Genomic DNA, 26,448 nt, shown 5'->3' with positions numbered 1-26,448 from the left:
AGGGGACACTGATGTCTTCAGGAACGAATTCACCGACAACACCGAGCCCCGCGCCCGCTGAGAACCGCCTCAATGGTCTGGTCCTGCGTAGCGCGGTCGTGGCAGCCCTGGGCGGGTTGCTCTTCGGATTCGATACGGCCGTGATCTCTGGAACCACCGAGTCACTCACGAGGGTTTTCGACCTGTCTGGGTTCGGGTTGGGGTTCACGGTGGCCACGGCGCTGATCGGCACCATCATCGGTGCGCTGTGCGCTGGGTATCCCTCGAACAAGTTCGGACGTAAGAAAGTCCTCCTGACCATCGGGGTTCTGTACTTCATCTCGGCCATCGGCAGCGCGGTGGTCTCGGACTGGTATCTCTTCATGGTCTTCCGATTCATCGGAGGTATTGGCGTAGGCGCAGCGAGCGTGGTGGCGCCCATCTACACCACCGAGATCTCACCGGCTCGAAACCGCGGACGCCTGGTGGGGCTGGTTCAGTTCAACGTGGTGTTGGGAATCTTGCTCGCCTACGTGTCCAACTGGGTGATCGCCAAGTTCGTGGGCGAAGAGGTTGCCTGGCGCTGGATGTTCGGGGTGGAAGCGGCCCCGGCACTCGTCTTCTTCCTACTGGTGTTTACCGTTCCGGAGAGCCCTCGTTGGCTCTACACGCAGGGTCACATGGACACCTCGCACGGGATTCTTGCTCGACTGACATCGTCACGGTCCGAGCTCGAGACCGAATTCGCTGAGCTGGAGAAGAGCGCTCGGCGCGATCGAGAACAGGACTCCACCAAACTGTTTACGGGACCGCACAAGAAGGTCATTCTCCTTGCGATTGCGATCGCGGCGTTCAATCAGCTGTCGGGTATCAACGCCATTTTGTACTACGCGCCGGACATTTTCCGGATGGCGGGCGCCAGCGGAGACGTAGCTCTCCTGCAGTCCATCGTGGTGGGCCTGGTCAACTTGTTGGCCACCATGGCGGCACTCACCGTCATCGACAAGTTCGGGCGCCGCCGCCTCATGCTCGTGGGCAGCATCGGCTATCTGGTGTCACTGGGATGCATCTCCCTGGTCTTCCTGACGCGTGGCGAGGGCGGTTTTGGCGCGGGCAGCGCTCTCATCGTATTGCTCTCCCTCGTGGTGTTCATTGCGGCCCACGCATTCGGCCAGGGCGCTGTGATCTGGGTCTTCATCGCCGAAATCTTTCCCAACAAGGTGCGCGCGCAAGGACAGGCACTGGGTAGTTTCGTGCACTGGTTCTTCGCGGCCGTGACATCCTGGACCTTCCCGGGGATCGTCGCGAGCTTCGGTGGTGGGGTCGCCTTCTTGGCATTCTTCATCTTCATGGTGCTTCAGCTCGTGTGGGTTCTGAAGGTCATGCCCGAGACTAAGCAGGTTCCGCTCGAGGAGATGGCCGATACGCTCAGCCTGCCGAAGACTGAGCTGCGGAAGTAACCGCGGGCAGGATCAGTGTTGACGGGCAGCCTTGCGCGGGCGTATGCTGATGTGTCCGCGACCGAGAGGGAGCGGATTGGTAACTGCATACGGGGATGATCGGTTTCGACGATGTGAGTTGAGACAGGGGAAGCGGGTCGAGGACGCAGAGTTATCTCGTAAACGCTCTCTGTAAAACAATAAGTGCCAAATCCAAGCGCACTGACTTCGCTCTCGCTGCGTAAGTAGCGACAGCAGTCTGGCAGCCCAGGTTCACCTTCGACCTGGATCCTGCCATCAGCTAGAAGGTCACTGCTGCGAACGCAGGTTACGGGCGTTCGTGGGACTCTTACGTAACTGAGTTCGGCGGCCACCTGTGTGCGGGATGGCCGGAACTGAGAAACCTATCAGCACACTGCACCCGGAGAAGCCCTGACAATACTGCATCGGACGGGGGTTCAATTCCCCCCATCTCCACAAATTTCCCGTATTGGGAGAAAGCCTCGTGTGATACGCGGGGCTTTTTTCATGCCCGGCAGCTGAAACACGCTGAGAGAAAAAGAGCGTATGTAACCCCCGGACCCGTCGGCGCCCTGTGGAAGACTTGGGTGCAGAACCCACGAACAGCCACTCGACAGACAGGTAGGTGCATCCCATGAGCGATCGTCCCAACGAGCCGCAGTCCGGTTCTTCCTCCGCGTCCGGACACACCTCGGGCAACAACCAGCCCGAGTACGGTCAGCGCGTGGAGGGCAACGACCAGACCTTCGGTCACAACGCCTACGACCGGCCGCAGCAGAACTACGGTTCGCAGCAGCCCGACTACGGCCAATACGGCGGCAACCAGGGCTACGGCAACCAGCCGCAGTACGGTGATCAGCAGTACGGCAATGACCAGTACGGCAACCAGGGCCAGCAGGGCTACGGCAACCAGGGTTACGGTAACGACCAGTACGGCAACCAGGCGTACGGCCCGGGCGGGGCCAACAACCCCACGTACTACCAGAACGACTACAACCAGCAGCCCTACGGCAACCAGAATTATTACGGCAACGGCAAGCCCGCCGGACACGGCCTGGGCATCGCCTCGCTCGTGTTGGGCATCATCGGCATCCTGACCTTCTGGTTCTTGGGCATCGGCGGCCTGATTGGTCTGGTCGGTCTGATCCTCGGAATTGTTGGACTGTCCAAGCTCAAGAAGACCCCGGGAGCCTCCAAGGCGCTGCCGATCGTCGGTATCGTGCTCTCGATCCTGGCAATCATCGGCGGCATCATCATGGCGGTCCTGTTCTTCTGGGCCTTCGACATGGTCAGCGATTGCCTGCCGCTGATCGACTCCGGTTCCCAGACCGCGTACGAGCAGTGCGTTCAGGACGCCGTCAACCAGAACATGGGTATCAACAGCTAACGCGCCTCCCACGGCATCGTGCCCCGGCACGGTCGACGACGCCGCTCCACGCGGGCGTCTCGGCCGCCCGGGGCACGAGGTGGTTAAGGGTAGGTGCCAGTGGGTTCCGGCCCTAGGACGTTTCGCGTGTGCCCAGAATGTCCAGAGCGGCGTCGTGAAGCACCCCGTTGCTGGCGATCGCGTTGGCGCCGAACGGGCCGTCCTGGCCCTTGAGTGAGGTGAAGCGGCCGCCGGCCTCGGTGACGATGGGCACCAGGGCAGCCATGTCGTAGAGGCTGAGCTCGGGCTCGCATGCAATGTCCACGGCACCCTCGGCCACCAGGCAGTAGGACCAGAAGTCACCGTAGGCGCGCGTGCGCCACACGGAGTCGGTCAGCTCAATGAACTGATCACGCACCCCCAGATCCCGCCAGCCGGTCAGGGACGAGTAGGATAGCGAAGCATCAGAGAGCTGGTTGACCGATGACACGGACAACCGCGTGGCCTGCGACAACGAGCGACCCGTGAAGGCGCCCGAACCCAGGGCGGCCCACCAGCGGCGATTCAGGGCAGGTGCGGAGACCACACCGGCCACCACTTGGTCGTCCTCGATCAGCCCGATGAGCGTGGCCCACACGGGCACACCGCGCACAAAGTTCTTGGTGCCGTCGATCGGGTCGATCACCCATTTCCGGGAACCGGATCCGCTGGTGCCGAACTCTTCGCCGATCACGGCATCGCGATTACGCACCCGGCCCAGTTGTGAACGGATCACCGATTCGGCCTCGCGGTCCGCGTCCGTGACGGGGGTGAGATCGGGTTTGGTCTCCACGTGGAGGTCCTGGGCCTTGAACCGACGCATGGTCAGCCCGTCCACAGAATCGGCCAGAATGTGCGCGAGACGGAGATCATCCGTGTAACTGCTGGGTGGTCGCATGATCTCTACGTTATCGCCTGTCCCAGGTGCTTTTCGTCGGCGCCCGCCTGTGTTTCCCCTCGCGAGGCAGCGAGCAGCCTGCGCAGCGACTCCAATCTCAGGGGTGCGGCCGGAGAGGCCTCGGGCCGCCGCACCCACTCGTCCAGCGCGCAACCGGGGGAGTCCTGGGTGTGCAGACAGCCACGCGGGCAGTCCGCGGTGGCGGGGACGAGGTCCGTGAACGAGTTGATGAGTTCCTCCTCGCTCACGTGGGCCAGACCGAGCGAGCGAATACCGGGGGTGTCGATGACCCACGTTCCGGGGGAGGTGTCCGGCATGCGGAGGGCCCGGGCGGAGGAGGACGTGTGGCGGCCGCGACCGGTCACGTCATTGACACCGCCGGTGGCCCGTTGCGAGCCCGTGAGCGCGTTGACCAGCGTTGATTTCCCCACGCCGGAGGGGCCCAGGAACACGCTGATGTGCCCGTCCAAGATGGTGCGGAGCCGGCCGACGGATTCCTCCGAGATGGCCAGGGATTCCTCGTGGACGCCCGCGGCCGGGCGGCCACCGAGGGCATCCGAGGGCTCGGTCGACACGGTCCGGACGTCCAGCGCCGCCACGTAGCTGAGGAACCCGGCCGGGTCCTTGAGGTCGGTTTTGGTCATGCAGATCACGGGGGTGATGCCGGCGTCCGACGCCGCCGCGAGACCACGGTCCACAAAGCCGGTGCGCGGCGTGGGGGACTCCGTGGCCAGGACCAGCACCAGCCGGTCCGCATTGGCCACAATGACGCGCTCCACGGGGTCGGTGTCGTCCGCGCTGCGGCGCAGGACGGTGGCGCGGGGTTCAATGCGCACGATCCGGGCGAGCGTGTCCGGGGCACCGCTGGCATCGCCCACGACTCCCACTTGGTCACCGGGGACGATGGGGTTGCGGCGCAACTCCTTGGCGCGGATGCACACCACGGTGCGTTGATCACGGCTGTGCTCATTGACCACGCACGTGTAGCGGCCACGATCCACGGCGATCACCCGGGCCACCACCGCATCCTCGTGGGTGGGGCGCTGTTTGGTGCGGGGGCGTGAGCCTTTCTTGTTGGCTCGCACTCGGACATCGGACTCGTCCCACTGTCGGTGGGCGCTGGAATTACGCGCCATGGTTGACCAGGGTGGTCCACATCCGGGAGAAATCGGGCAGCGTCTTGGCGGTGGTGCCAATGTTCTCCAGGCTCACGTCCGCCACGCGAAGACCGATGATGGCGCCCGCGGTGGCCATGCGGTGGTCGTCGTAGCTGTGGAACAGTCCGCCGTGCAGGGGCGCGGGATCAATGATGAGCCCGTCCGCCGTCTCCGCCACGTTGCCACCCAGCTGGTTGATCTCGGTGCGCAGGGCCGCGAGGCGGTCGGTTTCGTGGCCGCGCAGATGAGCAATGCCTCGTAGTTGCGATGGGCCGGTGGCCAGCGCACACATGGCGGCCACGGTGGGGGCGAGCTCGCCGGCCTCGGACAGGTCCAGGTCCACGCCGCTGAGCTGGGCCGGACCGGTTGCGGTCAGGACACCGCCCGCGAGGTCAACGGTGCCGCCGAACTGCGGCAGGATCGAGCGCCAGTGATCGCCGCCCTGGGTGGTGTGGGAGGGCCAATCCGGGATGCTCACGGTGCCGCCGGTGACCATGGCCGCGGCCAGGAACGGGCCGGCGTTGGAGAGGTCCGGTTCCACGGTGACGTCCAGCCCGGGCATCCGAGTGGGTTCGACCCGCCATTCGGTGTCACTGATGCGCGTGGCGTTCACACCGGCCTCGCGCAGCACCTCCACGGTCATGGCCACGTGGGGCAGGGACGGGACCCCGGCGCCGTCGGACTCGTGTTTGAGCACCAAAGGGCCATCGAAGCGCACGGCAGCCAGCATGAGGGCGGAGACGAACTGTGAGGAGCCGCTCGCGTCGATGCGCACGGTGCCGCCACGGACGCTACCGGTTCCCGAGACGGTGAGTGGCAGGGTGCCGCTGCCCTCGTCATGAACCGTGACGCCCAGATCGCGCAGGCCGTGGATCACGGGACCCATGGGGCGCACTCGGGCGTGGGGATCGCCGTCGAACGTGGTGTCCGCGTTGAGAAGGGCCGCGACCGGCGGCACGAAACGCATGACCGTGCCCGCCAACCCACAATCGATGTGGCACAGCTCGGGGCGGCGTGCATCAGCGGCGGGGCCCTCGGGGATGGGGGTAATGCTGAGATCCGCGCCGAAGGGACCGGGCGCGCCGATCGGTTCGATGACCGCACCCAACTGCCGGAGGGCAGCGATCATGAGTTGGCTGTCACGTGAATACAACGGCTTGCGCACCACCGATGCCTCGGAGGCCAGGGCCGCCAGGACCAGGTACCGGTTGGTGAGCGATTTGGAACCGGGAATGGCCACGGATCCGCTCACCGGGCGATCGCCGGTAAAGGGTGCGGCCCAATGGGGTTCGGTGTGCGACAAGCCGTTGTGCGTATTCACTGTGTTGACCGGGCCTTAGTGGCTGACCGCGCCCTGGACGGCCTTCTCGGCCTGGGCGAACTTCTTCTTGGTGTCCTTGGACACCTTGGCGGCGTTCTTACGAACGTCATCCGCCAGGTGGCTTGCTCGCCAGACGAGCGAGGGATTGCCGGCGGTGTCCACGGAGGCAATCATCACGGCGCCGACCAACGAGAGGTTCTTGAACACGTTGCTGCGGCGCTGGGACGTGCCCTCCTTGGTGGAGGTATCCGCGGACTGGTACTGCACGAACCCGTTGATTGCGGTGGTGCCGAGCAGCACCGATGCGGACAGGCGGGGGAACTTGCTCAGCGCAAGGGCGGAAGCGGCCAATACTTGGGCCGCCGCAATGCCCTGGGCCACCTGGGCGCGGTTTGCGGTCACGGGACGGACCTGCGGCAGTACCTGCTCCACCTGCTTCAGGACCGGGTCCAGCTTCTCGGCGGCGGCCGAGGAGTCACGGAATGCTTCAACGCCGCCGGCAATGTAACCGGTGGCGAGCAGGGGACGGGCGAGACGACGAACGATGCTCATGGTTCCTCCTTTTGGTCCCGGCATTTCCGGGAGGGCACGTCTTTCATCCTAACGGGGCGCCACTGACCAACGCACGGGAATAGTGCGGCGGGTCCGCCGTGTTATTCACCAGTAGACAGCAAGCGCCACACAGCGGGTCCTCAACCCGGATCGACCACGCGGCCCACGGAAGGCAGGTAGAGCATGATCGTCACCGCCCCGACCGTAGACTGGACCGTGATGAAAGATCATGAAGAGCTTGAGCCGCGGGTACAGGACACTGCCGAGCCGGTGGACGTCAGCCAGGAAACCACACAGCAGCGCCGCGAACGTTTTGAACGAGACGCCATGCAGTACGTGGACCAGTTGTACGCTGCCGCGTTGCGCATGGCCCGTAACCCCGCCGATGCCGAGGACCTGGTCCAGGAGGCCTACACCAAGGCCTTCTCCGCGTTCCATCAGTACAAGCCCGGGACCAATCTCAAGGCGTGGCTGTACCGGATCCTGACCAACACCTACATCAACCTGTACCGCAAACGGCAGCGCGAACCGCGCCAGGCCAACACGGACACGGTGGAGGATTGGCAGCTGCACCGGGCCGAATCCCACACGTCCAAGGGGCTGCGATCGGCAGAGGCCGAGGCCCTGGACCACCTACCGGATTCTGATGTGAAGCGGGCGCTGCAAGAACTTCCCGAAGAGTTCCGACTCGCCGTGTATTTCTCCGATGTCGAAGGCTTTGCCTACAAGGAGATCTCCGAGATCATGGACACGCCCATCGGCACCGTGATGTCTCGACTGCACCGAGGCCGCAAGCTACTTCGGGAGAAACTGGCCGACTACGCCACCGAGCGAGGTTTCGACACCTCTAAGGGGACCAAGAAGTCCAAGGGCGAGACAACATCGAAGGACCGAGGCTGAACCAATGGCTGACAACGACTGCCAGAACGGCTGCACCGATGAGCGCATCCGTCGCATTTACGAATACCTTGACGGTGCCCTGACCAAGGAGGATCTCGAGGAGATCCACGCGCACCTCACCGACTGCCCCGAATGCGAGCGCGAGTACAACTTGGAGTGCGTGATCCGCACCGTGATCAAGCGATCCTGCACGGAGACTGCCCCCGCGCAGCTCAAACAATCGATCCTCACGCGCATTGACGCGCACTGCAGCGATCACCCGGCGGCCTAGCTCTCACCGCTCCGCGCCACCGCTCTCACGGCAGAGCAACGACCACCGCGCAACAACCACCGCAGGCCCGTAACAGCGGCCCGCATTGCGGTTTGAAGAAATGACAACGCCCGCAACCGTTACGGTTGCGGGCGTTGGTCGTACTGCACAGAACTCAGGCGTTGGGCCGCTTTCCGCGGTTCGCAGAGTTCTTGCGGCGGTCCTTGCGCTTACGTCCACGCTTGCTCATGGTGTACCTCCTGCGTTGATTCGTCTGGGCACCGTCCGCCAGTATCTCACAACCTGGCGTTTACTCCGAGTTGACCGGCCGGTGAAGGCCCACGGTGCTCGCGCTCTATCGGGGTTCGGGCAGGTTCAGCCAATTGTACCAACCGCGGTGGAGCACCAGCCAGGCCATCAAACCGTAGCCGGCCTGCCCGGGATGACCGTGGTTGGCGGCCAGGTCCTTGCGCCACTGCTCGTGGTGCTGCAGCGGGTTGAACGTGTCCACGTACACGTGCTGGCGGCGGGTGGTCACGTCACCGAAGGCCGCGGAGAGATCGGCGATCCTGCGGTTGCGTTCCGGGTCCAGCGTGGGCGGGGGACCCACCACCAGCACCTTGATGTTGTTCTGGGTCGCCTGATCCACGATATTGGCCATGTTCAACCGCGAACGGGCCGAGGTGATGTCCAGCTCCACGTCCATGGCCGAGGGCGCGATCACCAAACGGTTGTCGCACGTGGAATCGAAACGGCGGGAGGCTTCGTCGAACCAGCGCTCGTTGAGGGACTCACTGCCCTCACCGGGCGCAGCCAGGTTGTAAGCGTCCACGGGCGCGATGTCCCGCGGGGTACGCGCCAGCACTCGACCGAACCAGCCCAGGGCACGGGGGTCTTCCACACCGGCTAGCAGTTCGTCACCGACGGCCACAATGCGGATCCTGCGTTGGTCCACTATTCCTCTTCCTTTGCTCATAACGTGTCTCGGTGGCCACCGTAAACCACGATGGCCACCGAGGGGAAAACGTGTCCGCTGCGGCCCCGATCCCGCGGGGCCGCAGCGCAGTGCTGATTACTCGCCGCGGTCGAAGGCCTGCTGCACCAGGGTCTCCAGCTCCTTCGCGTGACGCTTGGCGGAACCGTTGGCCGGGGAAGCGGAAGCCGGGCGCGAGGCCAGCTGAATCGGGCGGTCCACTTCAGGCACCAGGTTCACGGCCATGAAAGGCCACGCACCCTGGTTGGCTGGCTCGTCCTGGGCCCACATGATGCGAGCCTGCGGGTAGCGTGCCAGTTCCTTCTTGATCTCGTTCAGGGGCAGCGGGTAGAGCTGCTCGACACGAATGATCGCCGTGGAGTGGTCCCCTGACTCCTCCCGCTGAGTGACGAGATCGTAGTAGAGGCGACCGGAGACCAGGATCACGTCCGTGACCTTGGAATCGTCCAGGTTCGAGACATTTGGGATGACCTGCTGGAACGTGCCCTGCGTGAAGTCCTCAATGGGGGAGGCGGCCGCCTTGAGACGCAGCAACTGCTTGGGCGTGGCCACGATCAACGGGCGCCGCGGGCGCGAGTAGGCCTGCCGGCGCAACAGGTGGAAGTGGTTGGCCGGGGTGGACGGGTTGACCACGGTCATGTTCCGCTCGGCGCACAGGGTCAGGAACCGCTCGATACGTGCCGAGGAGTGGTCCGGGCCCTGGCCCTCGAAGCCGTGGGGAAGGAGCAGGACCAGCGAGGAACGCTGACCCCACTTCTGCTCGGCCGAGGAAATGAACTCGTCCACGATGGTCTGGGCACCGTTGGTGAAGTCACCGAACTGCGCCTCCCACACGGTCAAGGCCTCGGGGCGTTCCACGGAGTAGCCGTATTCGAAACCCAGCACACCGTACTCGGAGAGCAGCGAGTTGTAGATGGACAGCTTGGCCTGATCCCCGGAGAGGTTGTTCAACGGTTCCCACTCGGAGCCGTTCTCGGCATCGAAGAACACCGCGTGACGCTGTGTGAAGGTACCGCGGCGCACGTCCTGACCGGAGAACCGGATCGGCACACCCTCCATAAGCAGTGAACCGAAGGCCATGAGCTCGCCCATGCCCCAGTCCACGCCGCCCTTCTGGGTCATTTCGTTGCGGCGCTCCAACAGCTTCTGCAGCTTGCGGTGGGTGGTGAAACCCTCCGGGGTGTCCACGTGAGCCTCACCGATGCGGCGGGCAACCTCTTCGGTGATGGCCGTGGACTTGGGGATCGAGACTCCCGAGTCCGCCTGCTGGGCGGAGGGGCGCTCGATGTTGGCGATCGCGGCGGCGTCGCCGGTGACCAGCGGAACCGTGGAGGTCTGAGCCTCGTGGGATTCCGCGAAGACCCGTTCCAGACGCTCCTGGTAGTCCTTGAGCGCGCGGTCGGCTTCTTCCTGGGTGATGTCACCGCGGCCCACGAGGTTCTCGGTGTAGACCTTGCGGGTGGAGCGCTTACCGTCGATCAGGGAGTACATCAGCGGCTGGGTCATCGAGGGATCATCGCCCTCGTTGTGGCCGCGGCGGCGGTAGCAGACCAGGTCGATCACGACATCCTTGTGGAAGCGCTGGCGGTACTCGAAGGCCAACTGACCCACGCGGGTCACGGCCTCGGGGTCGTCCGCGTTCACGTGGAAGATCGGGGCCTGAATGGTACGGGCCACGTCCGTGCAGTACGTGGAGGTGCGCGCACCGGACGGCGAGGTGGTGAAGCCGATCTGGTTGTTGACGACCACGTGGATGGTGCCACCCACGTGGTAGCCCTCCAGACCGGACATCTGCATGACCTCGTACACGATGCCCTGCCCGGCCATGGCGGCGTCGCCGTGGACCTGGACGGCCAGCACGGGGAACGTGCCGTCCCCCTCGGGCCCGGCGCCCAGAACGTCCGTCTTGGCGCGGGCGATGCCCTCGATCACGGGATTCGCGGCTTCCAGGTGGGACGGGTTGGCTGCCAGGTAGACCTGGGTCTCGTTGCCGTTGTCCGAGGTGAAGACACCCTCCGTGCCCAGGTGGTACTTCACGTCGCCGGAGCCCTCGATGGAGCGGGGATCTTGGCTGCCCTCGAACTCGCGGAAGACCTGTGCGTAGGACTTACCGGCAATGTTGGTGAGCACGTTCAGGCGGCCGCGGTGGGCCATGGCGATACCCACGCCGGCCAGGGACTCGTCAGCGGCGTCGGAAATGATCGCGTCGAGCAGGGGGATCAGGGACTCGCCGCCCTCCAACGAGAAGCGCTTCTGACCCACGTACTTGGTCTGCAGGAAGGTCTCGAAGGCCTCGGCCGCGTTGAGGCGACCCAGGATGCGGAACTGTTCCTCGCGGGCGGGCTTCTGGTAATCGTGCTCCAGTTTGTCCTGGAACCACTCCCGTTCTTCCGGGTTCTGCAGGTGCATGTATTCGACGCCCACGGTGCGGCAGTACGCGTCACGCAGCCGCCCGAGGATCACGCGCAGGGTCAGCAGGTCCTGGCCACCGAAACCGCCGGTGGGCCACTCACGCTCCAGGTCCCACAGGGACAGTCCGTAGCTGCGGATGTCCAGGTCCGGGTGCTTGCGCATCACGTATTCGAGCGGGTTGGTGTCGGCCATGAGGTGACCCCGTACGCGGTACGCGTGGATCAGCTGCTGGATGCGAGCGACCTTGTTGATCTGGGTCTCGGGGTTGACCTGGTTGTCCACGGCCCAGCGAACGGGCTCGTAGGGGATGCGCAGGGCCTCGAAAATGGTGTCGTAGAAGTCGTCCCCGCCCAGTAGGTAGTGCTCCACGAGCTTCAGGAATTCGCCGGAACCCGCGCCCTGGATCACACGGTGATCGTAGGTGGAGGTCAGGGTGATGATCTTGGAAACGCCCAGGCGCGCGGTGGTGCGCGGGGAGGCGCCCTTGTACTCGGCGGGGTAGTCCAGTGCGCCCACGCCCACGATGCAGGCCTGGCCCTTGGACAACCGCGGCACGGAGTGCACGGTGCCGATACCACCCGGGTTGGTCAGGGACACCGTGGTGCCCTGGTAGTCGTCCATGGTCAGTTCGCCGGACCGGCCACGCTTGACCACGTCTTCGTACGCGGTCCAGAACTGCATGAAGGTCATGTCCTCGGCGCCCTTGATGTTGGGCACCACCAGGTTGCGCGAACCGTCCTTGTTGGGGATGTCGATCGCGATGCCGAAGTTCACATGGGCCGGCTGGATCGCGGCGGGCTTGCCGTCCACTTCTGCGTACACAACGTTCTGCGACGGGTAGTTGGCCAGCGCGCGGATCACGGCGTAGCCGATCAGGTGGGTGAAGGACACCTTGCCACCGCGGTTGCGCGACAAGTGGCTGTTGATCACCAGGCGGTTGTCGATCAGAAGCTTTGCGGGCACGGCGCGCACGGTCGTGGCGGTCGGAACCGTGAGGGAGGCGTCCATGTTCGCCGCAACGGCCTTGGCCGGGCCGCGCAGCTTGGTGACCTTGTCCTCAGCCTCGGTCTTGGGTTCCTGCTCCTTGGCCTTCGCTTTGGCGTTGACCTCGGGCTGGGCGCGAATGGGGCGCTTGGTGGCCGAGCCCTCGCCGCCGTTGGATTCCTGGTCCACGCCCTCGGGTCGGCCCTTGGCCTTGGAGCCTCCGGTGGTCGATGACGGCGCCGCGGCGCGCTTGGGTGCGCCGGCGGTGGACTTGGCCGCCGGGGCGGGCTTTTCCTGGGTCACCTTGGGCTTGTTCTCCTGGGTGGAAGCAGAGGCGGGCGCCTTGGACGGGGCGGCTGGCTTTGTGGCAGCGTTGTTGGATGTCGAGGGAGATGCAGTGTCGGAGTCAGAGCCCTTGCTCATTTCCTCGAAAATGGGCCACCACTTCTTGTCCACGGAGTTCTTGTCGTCCTGGTATTTCTCGAACAGCTCGTCGACGAGCCATTCGTTACCGGCGAATTCTTCGGGGATCAGGTGGTGCGGCTGCTCTGGCACGGGAGATACGCCTCTTCCATATGACGGTGTGCTCCGGTGGTTGCTCGGTAGACCACCACCGGTCGGTGGTGCCAGCGGTATGTGTCTCCGCGGGCGGACGTGGTGGCCTTAATTCTCATAAGGCCGTACTAAGCCAACAGTCTAATGAGGCGAACACCGCCTGGCCAGTTCATCCTGACCCTTCGGTAAGTCTCGCCGTTCGTCCGTGAGGGACCCCTGATGAGCTGCCTGACGGGGCACCTGAGAGGCCCGTAGTATGGGGTCTCGTGCGATTCCTCACCACTCCCAGTACCGACCTCACCTACAACGACGTTTTCCTGGTGCCCTCCAGCTCCCGGGTGACGTCCCGCTTTGACGTGGATCTGTCCCCGGGCGACGGCACCGGCTCCACCATTCCGTTGGTGGCGGCCAATATGACGGCGGTGACCGGCCGGCGCATGGTCGAAACCATGGCGCGCCGCGGCGGCCTGGGCATCCTGCCGCAGGACATCCCGCTGGACGTCATCGCCCAGGTGACCGACTGGGTCAAGAGCCGCTCACCCCAGTACGAGACCCCGGTGACGCTGCACGAGACGGACACGGTTCATGACGCGCTCGGGGTCATGCACAAACGCCCTCACGGGGCCGTGCTCGTCACGGATGCGAAGGGTAACTACCGCGGCCTGGTGCTCGCCGCCGATTGCCAGGACGTGGACCGCTTCACCCGGTTGACGGACGTCATGCGTACGGACGGCCCGGTGTTCCAGGCCGAGGACTTCGCCGGCCAGGATCACGATGCCGCGATGCGCTCCGCCTATGACAAGCTGGCGGCCTCGCGGCTCAGTGTCGCCCCCGTTCTGCGGGAGCGCGCGATCGAGGGAGTCCTCACCCAGAAGGGCGCGGTGCGCTCCACCATCTACCAACCCGCCCTCGGCACACAGGGCCGGTTACAGGTGGGCGCAGCCGTGGGAATCAACGGTGACGTGGCCGCGAAGGCCGCAGCGCTGCTCGACACCGGCATCGACGTGCTCGTGGTCGACACCGCCCACGGCCACCAGATCAAGGCCATGCAGGCAGTGGAGGCCGTGCGCGCCCTGGACCTGCGGGTCCCCGTCGTCGCCGGGAACGTGGTCTCCGCCGACGGCGTGCGCGACCTCATCGGCGCCGGCGCGGATATCGTGAAGGTCGGTGTGGGCCCCGGGGCCATGTGCACCACCCGCATGATGACCGCCGTGGGCCGACCCCAGTTCTCCGCCGTGGTCGAATGCGCGGATGCCGCGGCCGACCTCGGGAAACACGTCTGGGCCGACGGCGGCGTGAAGCACCCGCGTGACGTGGCCCTCGCGCTTGCCGCCGGAGCGCGTCAGGTCATGGTCGGGTCCTGGTTCGCCGGCACCCACGAGGGCCCCGGCGATCTCAACATCGATGCGAACGGTCGCGCTTACAAGGAAAGCTTCGGAATGGCTTCCGCACGGGCCGTGCGTCACCGCACCCGCGGGGAGGACGAGTTCGCTCGCGCCCGCAAGGCATTGTTCGAAGAAGGTATCTCCAACTCCAAGATGTACCTGGATCCGCAGCGTCCGGGGGTTGAGGACCTGATTGATCACATCACCTCCGGTGTGCGCAGCTCCATGACGTACGCGGGGGCCACCTCGCTCGCGCAGTTCAGCAACCGCGCAGTGGTGGGAATCCAGTCGCAGTCCGGTTACGACGAGGGTCGCCCGCGCTCGGAATCCTGGAGCTGACGGCCCCTTGCGGCGGCGGTTTTCGCTCCTGGGCTTATTGAGAATGGTTAGTGGTATGCTCTCCGCAGACCACATGCAATTCATTCTCAATAAGCGCGAACTGTTGAGAATGGCCCCGAGGAGATGATTCCGTGTCCGCACACGTTCCCGCCCGCACCAGCCGCACCGTCGTGCGTTCCGTCGTTGCCGTATCCGCCTTGAGTGCCCTGGTGCTCACCGGCTGTTCGGCCAACTCGGGGGATGCCCAACAGGGCGACGCGGCGGCGTCGGACGGGGATGCGATCACGGTGGTGACCTCGACCAACGTGTACTCGGACCTGGTGGAACAGGTCGCCGGCGACCACGTGGACGTCACGCCCGTCATTGACTCCGCCGCCCAGGATCCCCACTCCTACGAGGCGTCCCCGCAGGATCGACTGACCATTGAGAAGGCGGACGTGGTCATCCTCAACGGCGGTGGCTACGACGCGTTCATGGAGGACATGGCCACGGATTCGCAAACGGTCGTCAATGCGGTGGACGTGTCCGATCTGGAGGGCAAGGAGCAGGTGGCCGAGGAGCACGATCACGCGCATGATGAAGAGGGCCCCGAAGGCCACAGTCACGCTCCCGGCGGATTCAATGAGCACGTCTGGTACGACCTGGACACCATGCAGACGTTGACCGAACGCATTGCCGAACAACTGGGGGAGATCAACACGAACGATTCCCAGGAGTTCACGGACAACGCGGCATCGCTCAACGACCAGCTGTCCGGAATGAAGAGCGAACTCGAATCGTTGAACGCTTCGGGTGGCTACGTGGCCACCGAGCCGATGCCCGGATATCTCTTGCAGGACGCGGGACTGCATGATGACACTCCCGCGGAATTCACGACCGCCATCGACTCGGAATCGGACGTGGCCCCCGCCGTCCTGAAGGAAACCACGGACCTGGTCACGAGCGGTCACATCGACCTGTTGGCGTTCAACCAGCAAACCTCAACGGGCCAGACCCAGAAGCTGCGCGAGGATGCCGAGAACTCGGGGGTGAGCGTGGTGGAATTCTCCGAGACCCTTCCCGAGGGCAAGAATTACCAACAATGGATGCAGGACAATATCGACCAGGTCTCCCAGGCTGTGAAGTAACGGCCCGGATGACCCTTCCCACCAAGGTGGCACACACCATTCACACTCCAGCGGCCCAACCCGCCACACGCACCACCGCGAGCAGCCGGTCCGACACCCAACGGGAACCGGGCCGGGCAGTGGTCGAACTCAAGAACGCGGAACTCGCCTTTGGCGAGCGCGTGCTGTGGCGCGAGCTCAACCTGACCATTCGCGAAGGTGAGTACTTTGCCGTGCTCGGTTCCAACGGGACCGGCAAGACCAGTTTTCTCAAGGTGTTGCTCGGACTGCTCCCGCTGACGCGCGGCACGGTCTCCGTGACGGGCGAACGCCCCGGTGCGGCATCGCGTCATGTGGGTTACGTCCCGCAGCAGCGCGGTTTCGCACCGCGTACACCGTTGCGCGCCCGTGACCTGGTGGCCCAGGGGATCGACGGGCACAAGTGGGGGATCAGACTCCCCCGCCGCGCCGTCAACCACCGTGTGGACGAGCTGCTCGAGAAGGTCGGGGCGGGCGAGTACGCCAATGCCCCGGTCGGTCTGCTCTCCGGCGGTGAACAACAGCGGCTGCGCATTGCCCAGGCCCTGGCCACCGACCCTGAACTTCTGTTGTGCGACGAGGCCCTGCTGTCCCTGGACCTCAATCATCAGTACATCGTGAGCGAGCTGGTCAATGCGCAGCGCGTGCATTCCGGTAGCGCCGTGGTGTTCGTGACCCACGACATCAACCCCATCATCGATCACGTGGATCGCATCCTGTACTTGGCCGGGGGCTCCTTCAAGATCGGCACGCCCAATGAGGTCATGCGTTCCGAGGTGCTGTCGGAGCTGTACGGCGCGGACATCGAGGTGTTGCGCAGCAATGGCCGGATCATCGTGACCGGCCGACCCGACAACACCCACCACATCTCGTCCCAGGAAGGTCTCATTCCGTGATCCCCGCAGCCGTCGACTGGGACTCGATCGTCAGTTCCGTGTTCGTCTTCGACAATTACGGCGAACTGCTGGCGCTGTTGAGCAACTCCCTGTGGGCCGGTGCCCTGCTCGGTCTGGTCGGTGGGCTGGTGGGCACGTTCGTGATGATGCGCGACCTGGCCTTCTCCGTCCACGGCATTGCGGAGCTCTCCTTCGCGGGGGCGGCCGCGGCCCTGCTGATCGGCTCGGACATCGTGACCGGTTCCCTGCTGGGCTCGGTGCTGGCCGCGCTGATCATTGGTTTCATGGGTCTGCGCGCCCGGGACAGCAACTCGTTCGTGGGCGTGCTCATGCCGTTCGGGCTGGGCCTGGGCATCCTGTTCCTGTCGCTCTACGAGGGCCGCTCATCCAATAAGTTCTCCCTGCTGACCGGTCAAATCGTGTCCGTCTCCCCGGTTCAGCTGACGTCGATGATTGTGCTGTCGATCGTGGTGGTGGCCGGGTTGCTGATCGTGTGGCGTCCGCTCACGTTCGCCAGCACCGACCCCGTGGTCGCCGAGGCCCGCGGATTGCCCGTGCGCACCCTGTCGATCGTGTTCATGGTGCTGCTGGGTGTCTCCGTGGCCATGTCGGTCCAGATCGTGGGCGCCCTGCTGGTGCTCGCCCTGCTGATCACTCCCGCCGCCGCGGCCATGAACCTGACGGTGGCCCCGGCGCGGACCGTGGTGCTGTCGGTGGTCTTCGCCGAGCTGTCCATGGTCGGCGGTATCTTGCTGGCCCTGGGTGGCAGTATCCCGATCAGCCCCTACGTGACCACCATTTCCTTTGCGATCTGGTTGCTGACCCGCGTGATCCGTGGAATCCGCGAGCGTGGTTCCTCGTACCGCCGCGGCGGATCAGAAAAGCACCCGCACGGCGGCGGGCAGGATCCGCACGCGCACGGGCAGGGGGCCCAGGGGCTCCCCATCCCCGTGAGCGACGTGCGGCGGTAACTTCTCGGTCCGGGTTTCGGGGTCCGACGTCGATCGGGTCACCGTCCCGTGGGCCACTGTGGGACCGGATGATGTCCCGTGGGGCACCACGGTGACGGAGGTGACCGGTTCGAGCGCGATCTCGGCAAGGTTCTCGTGGGTCTTCAGCAGCAGCCGCGGCAACAGGAACAAAAGGCGCAACGGGCGGGCGTCGGACACCGCGAACAACTCGGCCCGGCCGTCCCGGTGATCGGCACGCGGCACGATCGTGAGGCCGCCGCCGTAGGACGATGTGTTGGCCACCGACAGGAACGTGGCCCTGCGATCCGCCACGCGCCGAGCGCCGTCGGGGCGCGTGTAGTCGATCGTGTAGTCACGTGAGGTGAGCCGCATGATTTCCCAGACGAGGGCCACGGCGTACTTGGCGGGCACCCGAATCTGGGTCCAGCGATTGGCGCGCGCGTTGACGCGGGCGTCCAGACCGAGGCACACGGTGGTGGCGCACACGTGCGAGGAGCCGTCCGCGCAGTCCACGGCCAACAGGTCCATGTGCTGCGAGGGGGTTTCCAGGCCGCGCAGCACGCGGCCGGCCGCGCGTTCGGTATCACGGGTGGGAATCCCGCAGAACCTGGCCAGATCGTTGCCCGAACCCGCCGGGATGAGCCCGAACGCCACGTCCACGCCCTGTTGCCCCACCTCATGCAGGACTTGAAGGACCAGATGGGCCATGCCGTCCCCGCCGACCGCCACCACGGCGGCCACGTGCGCAGCTCGAGATCGCACGGTGTCGGTCAGGGCCTCGGACAGCTCGGTCGCCGACGGCGCGTCCAGGAACACGGCGTTGTAACCCCCGGCGTGAAAAATCCCGCGGGCACGGTCGCAGGCTTGGCGGGCCAGCGGGGAATCCCCGTTGCGCACCAGAAGGATGTCGCGGGGACGTTGAGCCGCCACCGTCAGCGCGACTCGCGCGCGCAGTTGCCGCAGATGCCGGTGATCTCCACCGTGTGATCCACGTTCGTGAACCCGTGCTCGCTGGCGGTGTCATCCGCCCACCGCTCGATCGCGGGGGCCTCGAGCTCCACCGCGGCGCCGCACGAGCGGCACACCAAGTGGTGGTGATGGTGTTCGGCCTCGCAGCGGCGGTAAATGGCCTCGCCCTCCGCATTGCGCAGCACGTCCACCTGGCCGGTGTCCGCCATGGACTGCAGGATCCGATAGGTGGTGGCCAGGGACACGGACTGGCCCTCGTCATGGAGGCGACGGTGCAGATTTTGAGTGGAAATGAAATCATCGAGGCTTCGCAGGGCCCCGGCAACGGCCCGACGCTGCTTGGTGTTGCGCACCTCGGGTTGCCCGGTGGTTTGTGTGCTCACGCCCGTCCCTTCCATGTGCATGCTTCTTCAACCATGCTAACGGTTCGCATCTGCGGGCTGTTCCCGGGCTAGGCTGACGTCATGTTGCTGACCAAGTTCACACACTCGTGCGTCCGGCTGGAGAAGGACGGCACATCATTGGTGATCGACCCGGGATCCTTCTCCGAGGTCGAAGAAGCCCTGGAAGGCACCAACCTGGTGCTCATCACCCACGTGCACCCGGACCACTACGATGCCAAAAGACTGACCGCCGCGCTCGCGGGAAACCCCGAGCTGACCATTTACGCGCCGCGCTCCGTCATCGACGAACTCACGGAGGCCTCGGGAGAGGCCGCGGATCGTCTGCACACCGTCACCGCGGATGCCACGCTGTCGCTGGGTCCGTTCGAGGTCAGGACCTTCGGCGGCCAGCACGCTCTGATCCACCCGCTGATTCCCACGGTGGACAATGTGGGGTTCGTGATCGACGACACCGTGTTCCACCCCGGCGATTCCTTCACCGTTCCGCACGGGCTCACCGTGCCCACCGTGTTGGTTCCCCTGCACGCACCCTGGTCCAAGATGTCCGAGGTCATCGACTTCATCATCGCTACCCGCGCCACCCACGCGTACCAGATCCACGACGCCCTGCTCTCGGACATCGGCTTCGGCGTGGTCGAGAAGCAGGTGGCCAGGTTCGCCACGATGTACGGCACCGAATACCGCCACCTGGACCCCCGCGAGTCCGTGTCGGTTTAGCCTGCTCGACCGACCCAGCCAATCGAGAAGAACGATCGAAAGGACATCACCGTGAGCTCCGTTTTCACCAAGATCATCGAGGGCGAACTGCCCGGCCGCTTCGTGTGGTCGGATGAGCAGTGCGCCGGATTCCTGTCCATTGCACCGCTCTCGCAGGGCCATGTCCTGGTGGTGCCTCGCGAGGAGATCGACGCCTGGTTGGACCTCCCTGACGAACTGGCCAGCCACTTGATGACCGTGTGCAAGACAATCGGCCAAGCCATTGACGAGGTCTTCTCACCCAGGCGCGTGGGGCTCATGATCCAGGGGTTCGAGGTGCCGCACGCCCACCTGCATGTGTGGCCCACCAATACGATCGAGGAATTTGATTTCGCTCAGGTGGACCAGGACCCGGACGCCGAGGTCATGGACGAGACAGCCCGCTCGATCCGCGCCGCACTGGTTGCCGCGGGTCACGAGGCACACGTGCCTCAGCAGTAGCCACACCGGAGGACCCCGGGGCGGGCCCGGTCAGCGCTGCATCACATCGCGCAGCGCCTTGCGGACCCGCTTTTCCGATACCGTCCGCGCCGTACCGAGTTCCTGCGCGAACAATGACACGCGCAGTTCTTCCAGGTCCCACCGCACACGCGTGAGGGCCTCGGGTACGGGCGCGGTCGAGGGAATGGCCGCCCGGGCGCCCCGGTAGTCCTGCTCGATGTCCTGAACCAGCACCATGTTCACGCTGTCGCGCTGGATGTGCCCCGAGAGCTTGTCGAGGCGCGCATTGATCGCCTTCACGTAGCGCGGCAGGTGCTGCAGCGCGTGCCAGCCGGTCTCGGCCACGAACCCCGGATACATCAACCGGTCGATCTGCTCGGACATGTCCTTGAACGCCGGCACCGCGGCCAGTGAGCCCGGCTTCCTGAGCCGCTTGCGCAGGGTGGTGGCCTCCGCGAGTGTCTCGGTGACCAGGGCGGTCACCGCAAACACCGTGTCGATGAGTTCGGCGCGCACGTGCACGGCCAACGCGTCGAATTCCGCCCTGGTGAACGGCGGGTCCTCCGGCACCAGGCGATCAATAGCGGCCACGGTGCAGTCTCGAATGAGCGCGTCCACGGAGCCGTGCGGGTTCTGTGTGAAGATCAACCGCTCCCGCTGGCTCAGATGGTCCACCACGTAGCGGTGCACCGAGGGCAAAGTGCGTTCCAACAACGCAATAACGCCGTGACGCTGAGCCGACCGCTGCTCGTCCTGCCGGGTGAGGACCCGCAGGTCCACGGTGGGCTCCTGCGGCGAGCCCTTTCCGGCCTTGGTCGCGCGGGGATCCTCGCGCCGGACCATGAGCGTGGGGTAACCGGTAATGGTCTGCCCGGCCACCTGCGTCTGCACCGAGCGCGGCGGGTCCTTGTCGGGCCAGGACGTCAGTCCCGTGCGTTCCAGGCTTTGCGCGGAAGACGCCGCTCCACCCTTCGCGCCGCGCCCATCGTGTCCCCTCGCCCCCGGACGCGGTGCCCCGCGCGCGCCGGATTGCTGCGCGCCGGACGTACCCGCGGCGGCGTCGGCGTGCGCGAAATCCGCGAGCTGGGAGGCCGCGCTTCCCAGCGACTCGGCCAGCGCGCGGCGGATCTGCGGCCGCAGCCGCTCCTTGAGCTCGGTGAGCTCCTCACCGGCGCCGAGTACCGCGTTGTGGGCGTCGCGCACCTCGAAGTTCATGCGCAGATGAGCCGGGAGAACGCCCGGCTGGAAGTCGGTGGCGTGCACCTGGTGACCGCGCAGTCGGCGCAGCACGGTGGCCAGGGATTCCAGCAGCGAGTCGGATTCGGGGGAGAACTCCGCCGAAAGCACCTCCACCGCGGTGGCCGCCATGTCCGGGGCGGGCACGAAATTGCGCCGCACGGCCTTGGGCAGTGATTTGATGAGCGCGGTGACCAGCTCGGTGCGCAGGCCGGGGATGTGCCATTCGAATGGTTCGGGGGCCAGCCGGTCCAGGAACAGCACGGGAACACGCACGGTCACGCCGTCCGCGGTCTCCGAACCGGGGGCGAACTCGTAGTCGAGATCCAAGGAAAGGATGCCGTCCGCTGAGGCCACGTTCCAGGTGCGCGGATAGGCTTGCGTGTCCAGCTCGGCGACCTCCGGGGAGACCAACGCGTCCGGGTCCAGGTCCAACAGGTGCTCGTTGCGGCCGCGGGCCTTCTTCCACCACGCGTCGAAGTGCCGTTGTGAGACCACGTCCGCGGGAATGCGGGCGTCGTAAAAATCGAAGAGCACCTGGTCATCCACGCGCAGGTCCTTGCGGCGCATGCGATTCTCGAGTTCCTCCACGCGTTCCAGCCGCTGCTGATTGCGCGTGTAGAACCGGTGCCGGGTCTGCCAGTCGCCCTCGACCAGGGCGTGGCGGATGAACAGTTCCCGGGAGAGCTGCGGGTCCACCGTGGAAAACTGCACGGGCCGCTCGCTCACCAGCGGCAGGCCGTAGAGGGTGACCTTCTCGTAGGCCATCACGGCCCCGCGCGAACGAGACCAGTGCGGTTCCGAGTAGTTGCGCTTCACCAGATCCGGGGCCAGCTCCTCGACCCATTCCGGGTTGATGCTCGCGTTGGTGCGCGCCCACAGTCGGGAGGTTTCCACGAGCTCGGCGGAGACCACCCAGTCCGGGGAGGTTTTGAACAGGGCGGAGCCGGGGAAGATCGCGAACTTGGTGCCGCGTGCACCGCGGTAATCGCGGGTGCGTTCATCGCGCACACCGATATGGCTCAGCAGACCGGACAGCAGGCTCTGGTGGATGACATCCTGCTTGCCGGCCACGTCCAGCTCGCGCGACTTCCCGGCATCGATGTCCACTTCGCGTCCGATCTGACGCAGCTGCGCGTAGAGGTCCTGCCATTCCCGGATGCGCAGAAAGTTCAAGAACTCGCGTTTGCATAGTTTGCGGAACTGCGAGGACGAGAGTTCGTGCTGCTGTTGCTGGATGTACTGCCACAGCATGGCGTAGGACAGGAAGTCGGACGTCTTGTCCTTGAACCGCTTGTGGAACTCGTCCGCGGCCTGCCGGTGCTCAAGGGGCCGTTCGCGCGGATCCTGCACGGTCAGGGCCGCAGCGAGCACCATGACCTCGCGCGTGCAATCGCGGCGCTTGGCCTCCACGATCATGCGACCCAGCCGCGGGTCCACCGGCAGGGCCGCCAGGACACGACCGGTCTGGGTGAGCGGCGAATTCTGCTTGCCGCGGCGGCGTCGTCCACGGGACCGCTCGCGAGCCCCCGACGACGCCGCCCGCTCGCGTTGCTCGCCCCGCCCACCGGAGCGCAGGGCACCCAACTCGCGCAACAGCACCACGCCGTCCGTGACGGCGCGGGAATCCGGCTTCTGCACGAACGGGAAATCGGAGATGTCCGAGGGCTCTCGCACCACGCCCACCGAAATCATTTGAAGTATGACCGCAGCCAGGTTGGTGCGCAGGATCTCAGGGTCCGTGAATTCGGGGCGGGACTCGAAGTCCTCCTCGGAGTACAACCGAAGGCAGATGCCGTCCGACACGCGACCGCACCGCCCGGCGCGCTGACGTGCCGACGCCTGGGAGATCCGTTCGATCGGCAGCCGCTGCACCTTGGTGCGCGAGGAGTACCGCGAAATCCTGGCGGTGCCCGGATCGATCACGTACTTGATTCCAGGGACGGTCAGGGACGTCTCCGCCACGTTGGTCGCAAGCACGATCCGGCGTTTGGATGACGGTGCGAACACCCGGTTCTGCTCGGCCATTGACAGCCGGCCGAACAGCGGAAGCAGCTCGGTTCCGGCCAGCGAGCGGTGCCGGTCGATGACCTTGGCCAGTGCGTCCTGGGCATCACGGATCTCGCGTTCACCCGCGAAGAAGATGAGGATGTCGCCGGAGGGTTCGGCGGCGAGTTCCACCACGGCATCGCACACGGCGTCAATGGGATCGCGGTCCTCGTCCTCGAGACCGTCACCGGTGTCCGCCTCGTCATCGCCGCCGTCTCCGGTGCGGGGCTGGGCGAGTGGACGGTAGCGGACCTCCACCGGATACGTGCGCCCGGAGACCTCGATGATCGGCGCAGGCTCCTGCTCATCCCCGTCGGGGTCCGGCCGGGCGAAGTGTTGCGCGAACCGTTCGGGGTCGATGGTCGCGGACGTGATGATCAATTTGAGGTCCGGGCGGCGCGGGAGCAGCCGCTTCAGGTACCCCAGCAGGAAGTCGATGTTGAGGGAGCGCTCGTGGGCTTCGTCAATGATGATCGCGTTGTAGCGGCGCAGCATCGGATCGTGGCTGATTTCGGCCAGCAGAATGCCGTCCGTCATGAGTTTGACCCGGGAGTCCTTGCCCACCTCGGACGTGAACCGCACCTGGTAGCCGACCGTCTGCCCGACCTGCTCACCCAGCTCATGGGCGATACGTTCGGCCACCGAGCGCGCGGCGATGCGGCGCGGCTGGGTATGGCCGATCAGCCCGTTCTCGCCCAGACCCAGTTCCAGGCACATCTTGGGTATCTGGGTGGTCTTGCCGGAGCCTGTCTCACCGGCGACCACTACTACCTGGTGATCGCGAATGGCAGCGCTGATGTCATCACGGCGCGCGCTGACCGGAAGGTTCTGGGGGTACACGATGCGGGGCGTGGTGCTGGACTCAGTCATGTCAACGCCCCAGTCTACGGGCCCCGGACGGCACACGGCTCATCGCGTCCGGGCCCGTCAGAACACGATCCGGTGTCGAATGTGTGCCACGTCTCATTTTTTGACCGAACGGCAGGTAATATCCAGGCACCATCATTTGTCTTGAAAGGACGCCCACCATCATGAAGCGCACTTTTTCGCTTTCCGCCGCGGTCGCCGCTTCCGCCCTGGTCCTGACCGCTTGCGGTTCGGGCGGCGGGGACAGCCAGTCCGAGGAACCCCAGAAAATCTCCGTGGGGATCGCTCAGTTCGTGGAACACCCCTCACTCGACGCCGCCCGCGAGGGTTTCGTCTCCGCGCTGGAAGAGGGCGGCTACACCGAGGGGGACAACCTGACCCTGGACGTGCAGAACGCCTCCGGCGACCAGGCCACCGCGACCAACATTGCGTCCAACTTCGCTTCGTCCGATAACGACTTGATCCTCGGTATCGCGACACCCACCGCTCAGTCCTTGGCTCAAGCCGTGACCGACAAGCCCGTCCTGTTCACCGCCGTCACCGATCCCGTGGACGCCGGACTCGTGGACTCCATGGACAATCCCGGAGCCAATATCACCGGAACGACCGACATGAACCCGGTTGCGGACCAGATCAAACTCATCAAGCAGTTCGCGCCGGACGCCAAGTCCGTGGGCATCATTTACAGCTCCGGTGAGACCAACTCGCAGATTCAGGTGGAAGAGGCCAAGAAGGCCGCCCAAGCCGAAGGCCTGACGGTGGAGGAGAAGACCGTGACGACCACCGCGGAGGTCGCCCAGGCTGCCGAGTCCTTCGACACCGATTCCATTTATGTGCCCACCGACAACAAGGTGGTGGCCGGTCTCGAAGCAGTGGTCGGCGCCGCTGAGTCCAAGAAGATCCCGTTGATCGTGGGTGAGGGCGATTCCGTGGAGCGCGGTGGCCTGGCCACCCAGGGCATCAGCTACGAGCAGCTCGGAAAGCAGACCGGTGAGATGGCGCTGCGTATCCTCGACGAGGACGCCGATCCCGCCGAGATGGCCGTGGAGTCCCAGAAGGAGACTCAGCTGATCATCAACGCCAAGGCCGCCAAGGCCATGGGGATCGAGATCCCGCAGGACCTGCGGGATTCCGCCGACGGGATAATCGAGTAACCATTCATGATTGCTGGAATCGAGCTCGGCCTGATTTACGCCGTGATGGCCCTGGGCGTCTACCTCACGTTCCGTGTGTTGGACTTCCCGGACCTCACAGTGGATCAGTCCTTCACCACTGGGGCCGCCACCGCGGCCATGATCATCCTGGGTGGTGGCAGCCCCTGGCTGGGCACCATCGCGGGATTCTTCGCCGGCGCGCTCGCGGGCCTCATCACGGGTCTGCTGCACACCAAAGCCCACATCAACGGCTTGCTGGCGGGTATTTTGACCATGACCGGCTTGTACTCCATCAATCTCAGGGTGATGGACAGTAAAGCCAACCTCGCGTTGCTGCGCGAGGACACCGTGTTCACCCCGCTCCGTGAGGCGGGCTTGCAGGGTTCCTTCGTGGGTGTCTTGTTGTTGCTCGCCGGTGTGCTGCTGGTCAAGGTTCTCCTCGACTGGTTCCTCTACACGGATGCCGGCCTGGCCATGCAGGCCACCGGCGACAACCCGGACATGATCCGTTCCTTCGGAGTGAACACGGACAACCAGAAAATTCTGGGTCTGTGTCTGTCCAACGGAATGGTCGGGTTGTCCGGTGCTCTCGTGGCCCAGTACCAGGGTTTCGCGGACATCGGCATGGGTATCGGCCTGATCGTGGTGGGCCTGGCCTCCGTGATCCTGGGTCAGGGCATCTTCGGGACGCGCACGGTCATCATTGCCACCGCGGCCGTGATCTTCGGATCCGTGCTGTATCGACTGGTGATCACCGTGGCCCTGCAACTGGGTCTGAACCCGTCCGACATGAAGCTGATTTCCGCCGTGCTGGTGGTCATTGCACTGGTGCTCCCGCAGCTGACGTTCTTCAAACGGTGGAACACGCGCCGCAAGGACCGCGAAGCACGCAAGGTCCAGGCCGGCGTCGAACCCGGTGTCGGGACACCCGCGAGCGTGGGCGGTCGAACCGGGGAGGGGAGATAAACC

The 26,448-nt window shown here is 65.2% G+C and carries 22 protein-coding genes and 1 other RNA gene; 13 read left to right on the top strand and 10 right to left on the bottom strand.

The window, feature by feature from the left end:
- Nucleotides 1-11 precede the first annotated feature (11 nt).
- The 3 genes from ABEA06_RS11945 (at nt 12) to ABEA06_RS11935 (ending at nt 2,826) form a co-directional block, all read left to right on the top strand.
- Nucleotides 12-1,439 (top strand): sugar porter family MFS transporter, encoded by a 1,428-nt coding sequence (locus ABEA06_RS11945; protein ID WP_303383535.1) that lies wholly within the window; start codon nt 12-14, stop codon nt 1,437-1,439.
- A gap of 91 nt (nt 1,440-1,530) precedes the next feature.
- Nucleotides 1,531-1,898, top strand: a transfer-messenger RNA (tmRNA) gene (ssrA, locus tag ABEA06_RS11940).
- 175 nt (nt 1,899-2,073) lie between these two features.
- Nucleotides 2,074-2,826, top strand: a complete 753-nt coding sequence (locus ABEA06_RS11935; protein WP_303381610.1) for a hypothetical protein — start codon at nt 2,074-2,076, stop codon at nt 2,824-2,826.
- A 112-nt stretch (nt 2,827-2,938) separates the two neighbouring features.
- On the opposite strand, the gene hisN is transcribed toward ABEA06_RS11935, so the two are convergent.
- Genes hisN through ABEA06_RS11915 form a run of 4 tightly spaced genes read right to left on the bottom strand, consistent with a single transcriptional unit; the run spans nt 2,939 to nt 6,772 of the window.
- Nucleotides 2,939-3,742 (bottom strand): histidinol-phosphatase, encoded by an 804-nt coding sequence (gene hisN, locus ABEA06_RS11930; protein WP_345311614.1) that lies wholly within the window; start codon nt 3,740-3,742, stop codon nt 2,939-2,941.
- Between the two features lie 5 nt (nt 3,743-3,747).
- Nucleotides 3,748-4,878, bottom strand: a complete 1,131-nt coding sequence (gene rsgA, locus ABEA06_RS11925; RefSeq protein WP_303381608.1) for a ribosome small subunit-dependent GTPase A — start codon at nt 4,876-4,878, stop codon at nt 3,748-3,750.
- The gene (gene aroA, locus ABEA06_RS11920; RefSeq protein ID WP_345311613.1) at nt 4,868-6,202 is read right to left on the bottom strand and encodes a 3-phosphoshikimate 1-carboxyvinyltransferase; all 1,335 of its coding nucleotides are present in this window, start codon (nt 6,200-6,202) and stop codon (nt 4,868-4,870) included. Before aroA ends, rsgA begins: the two co-directional genes overlap by 11 nt.
- A gap of 33 nt (nt 6,203-6,235) precedes the next feature.
- Nucleotides 6,236-6,772 (bottom strand): DoxX family protein, encoded by a 537-nt coding sequence (locus ABEA06_RS11915; protein ID WP_345311612.1) that lies wholly within the window; start codon nt 6,770-6,772, stop codon nt 6,236-6,238.
- 219 nt (nt 6,773-6,991) lie between these two features.
- Here ABEA06_RS11915 and ABEA06_RS11910 point away from each other — a divergent pair, with 219 nt between their 5' ends.
- Both ABEA06_RS11910 and rsrA read left to right on the top strand, forming a co-directional pair.
- Nucleotides 6,992-7,672, top strand: a complete 681-nt coding sequence (locus ABEA06_RS11910; RefSeq protein ID WP_303381606.1) for a sigma-70 family RNA polymerase sigma factor — start codon at nt 6,992-6,994, stop codon at nt 7,670-7,672.
- A 4-nt stretch (nt 7,673-7,676) separates the two neighbouring features.
- Nucleotides 7,677-7,943 carry a mycothiol system anti-sigma-R factor gene (gene rsrA / locus ABEA06_RS11905; protein WP_303381605.1) on the top strand — a complete coding sequence of 89 codons (267 nt, stop codon included), beginning with the start codon at nt 7,677-7,679 and terminating at the stop codon, nt 7,941-7,943.
- Nucleotides 7,944-8,097: 154 nt separating this feature from the next.
- On the opposite strand, the gene ABEA06_RS14595 is transcribed toward rsrA, so the two are convergent.
- The 3 genes from ABEA06_RS14595 to ABEA06_RS11895 form a co-directional block, all read right to left on the bottom strand.
- Nucleotides 8,098-8,172, bottom strand: a complete 75-nt coding sequence (locus tag ABEA06_RS14595) for a 50S ribosomal protein bL37 (protein ID WP_371514661.1) — start codon at nt 8,170-8,172, stop codon at nt 8,098-8,100.
- 105 nt (nt 8,173-8,277) lie between these two features.
- On the bottom strand, nt 8,278-8,877 hold the full coding sequence (locus tag ABEA06_RS11900) for a GDSL-type esterase/lipase family protein (RefSeq protein WP_190780101.1): 600 nt from the start codon (nt 8,875-8,877) through the stop codon (nt 8,278-8,280).
- Nucleotides 8,878-8,994: 117 nt separating this feature from the next.
- Nucleotides 8,995-12,867: a multifunctional oxoglutarate decarboxylase/oxoglutarate dehydrogenase thiamine pyrophosphate-binding subunit/dihydrolipoyllysine-residue succinyltransferase subunit gene (locus ABEA06_RS11895; RefSeq protein WP_345311611.1), complete on the bottom strand. Its 3,873-nt coding sequence runs from the start codon at nt 12,865-12,867 to the stop codon at nt 8,995-8,997.
- A gap of 266 nt (nt 12,868-13,133) precedes the next feature.
- On the opposite strand from ABEA06_RS11895, the gene guaB1 reads away from it, so the two are divergent.
- From guaB1 to ABEA06_RS11875, 4 genes are all read left to right on the top strand, one after another.
- Nucleotides 13,134-14,591 carry a GMP reductase gene (gene guaB1 / locus ABEA06_RS11890; protein ID WP_303381602.1) on the top strand — a complete coding sequence of 486 codons (1,458 nt, stop codon included), beginning with the start codon at nt 13,134-13,136 and terminating at the stop codon, nt 14,589-14,591.
- Nucleotides 14,592-14,722: 131 nt separating this feature from the next.
- The gene (locus ABEA06_RS11885) at nt 14,723-15,718 is read left to right on the top strand and encodes a metal ABC transporter solute-binding protein, Zn/Mn family (RefSeq protein ID WP_345311610.1); all 996 of its coding nucleotides are present in this window, start codon (nt 14,723-14,725) and stop codon (nt 15,716-15,718) included.
- Between the two features lie 8 nt (nt 15,719-15,726).
- Nucleotides 15,727-16,632 carry a metal ABC transporter ATP-binding protein gene (locus ABEA06_RS11880; RefSeq protein ID WP_345311609.1) on the top strand — a complete coding sequence of 302 codons (906 nt, stop codon included), beginning with the start codon at nt 15,727-15,729 and terminating at the stop codon, nt 16,630-16,632.
- Nucleotides 16,629-17,603, top strand: coding sequence for a metal ABC transporter permease (locus ABEA06_RS11875; RefSeq protein WP_303381599.1), 975 nt, complete (start codon nt 16,629-16,631; stop codon nt 17,601-17,603). Before ABEA06_RS11880 ends, ABEA06_RS11875 begins: the two co-directional genes overlap by 4 nt.
- Here the strand turns inward: ABEA06_RS11875 and ABEA06_RS11870 are convergent.
- A complete protein-coding gene (locus ABEA06_RS11870; protein WP_312397443.1) occupies nt 17,508-18,533 on the bottom strand; it encodes a diacylglycerol/lipid kinase family protein in 1,026 nt (341 codons plus the stop codon). The genes ABEA06_RS11875 and ABEA06_RS11870 overlap by 96 nt on opposite strands.
- 2 nt (nt 18,534-18,535) lie before the next feature.
- On the bottom strand, nt 18,536-18,955 hold the full coding sequence (locus tag ABEA06_RS11865; RefSeq protein ID WP_345311608.1) for a Fur family transcriptional regulator: 420 nt from the start codon (nt 18,953-18,955) through the stop codon (nt 18,536-18,538).
- Nucleotides 18,956-19,036: 81 nt separating this feature from the next.
- Here ABEA06_RS11865 and ABEA06_RS11860 point away from each other — a divergent pair, with 81 nt between their 5' ends.
- Both ABEA06_RS11860 and ABEA06_RS11855 read left to right on the top strand, forming a co-directional pair.
- Nucleotides 19,037-19,693 (top strand): MBL fold metallo-hydrolase, encoded by a 657-nt coding sequence (locus tag ABEA06_RS11860; protein WP_345311607.1) that lies wholly within the window; start codon nt 19,037-19,039, stop codon nt 19,691-19,693.
- Nucleotides 19,694-19,744: 51 nt separating this feature from the next.
- The gene (locus tag ABEA06_RS11855; RefSeq protein ID WP_303381595.1) at nt 19,745-20,173 is read left to right on the top strand and encodes an HIT family protein; all 429 of its coding nucleotides are present in this window, start codon (nt 19,745-19,747) and stop codon (nt 20,171-20,173) included.
- A 30-nt stretch (nt 20,174-20,203) separates the two neighbouring features.
- On the opposite strand, the gene hrpA is transcribed toward ABEA06_RS11855, so the two are convergent.
- Nucleotides 20,204-24,328 (bottom strand): ATP-dependent RNA helicase HrpA, encoded by a 4,125-nt coding sequence (gene hrpA, locus ABEA06_RS11850; protein WP_345311606.1) that lies wholly within the window; start codon nt 24,326-24,328, stop codon nt 20,204-20,206.
- A 161-nt stretch (nt 24,329-24,489) separates the two neighbouring features.
- Between hrpA and ABEA06_RS11845 the strand changes: the two genes are divergently transcribed.
- On the top strand, nt 24,490-25,479 hold the full coding sequence (locus ABEA06_RS11845) for an ABC transporter substrate-binding protein (protein WP_303381593.1): 990 nt from the start codon (nt 24,490-24,492) through the stop codon (nt 25,477-25,479).
- 6 nt (nt 25,480-25,485) lie between these two features.
- Nucleotides 25,486-26,445 (top strand): ABC transporter permease, encoded by a 960-nt coding sequence (locus tag ABEA06_RS11840; RefSeq protein WP_303381592.1) that lies wholly within the window; start codon nt 25,486-25,488, stop codon nt 26,443-26,445.
- The last annotated feature ends 3 nt before the right edge of the window (nt 26,446-26,448 follow it).

This window comes from Kocuria gwangalliensis, assembly GCF_039544365.1.
GTDB lineage: Bacteria > Actinomycetota > Actinomycetes > Actinomycetales > Micrococcaceae > Kocuria > Kocuria gwangalliensis.
This window is presented reverse-complemented; position numbering and strand designations above follow the sequence as displayed.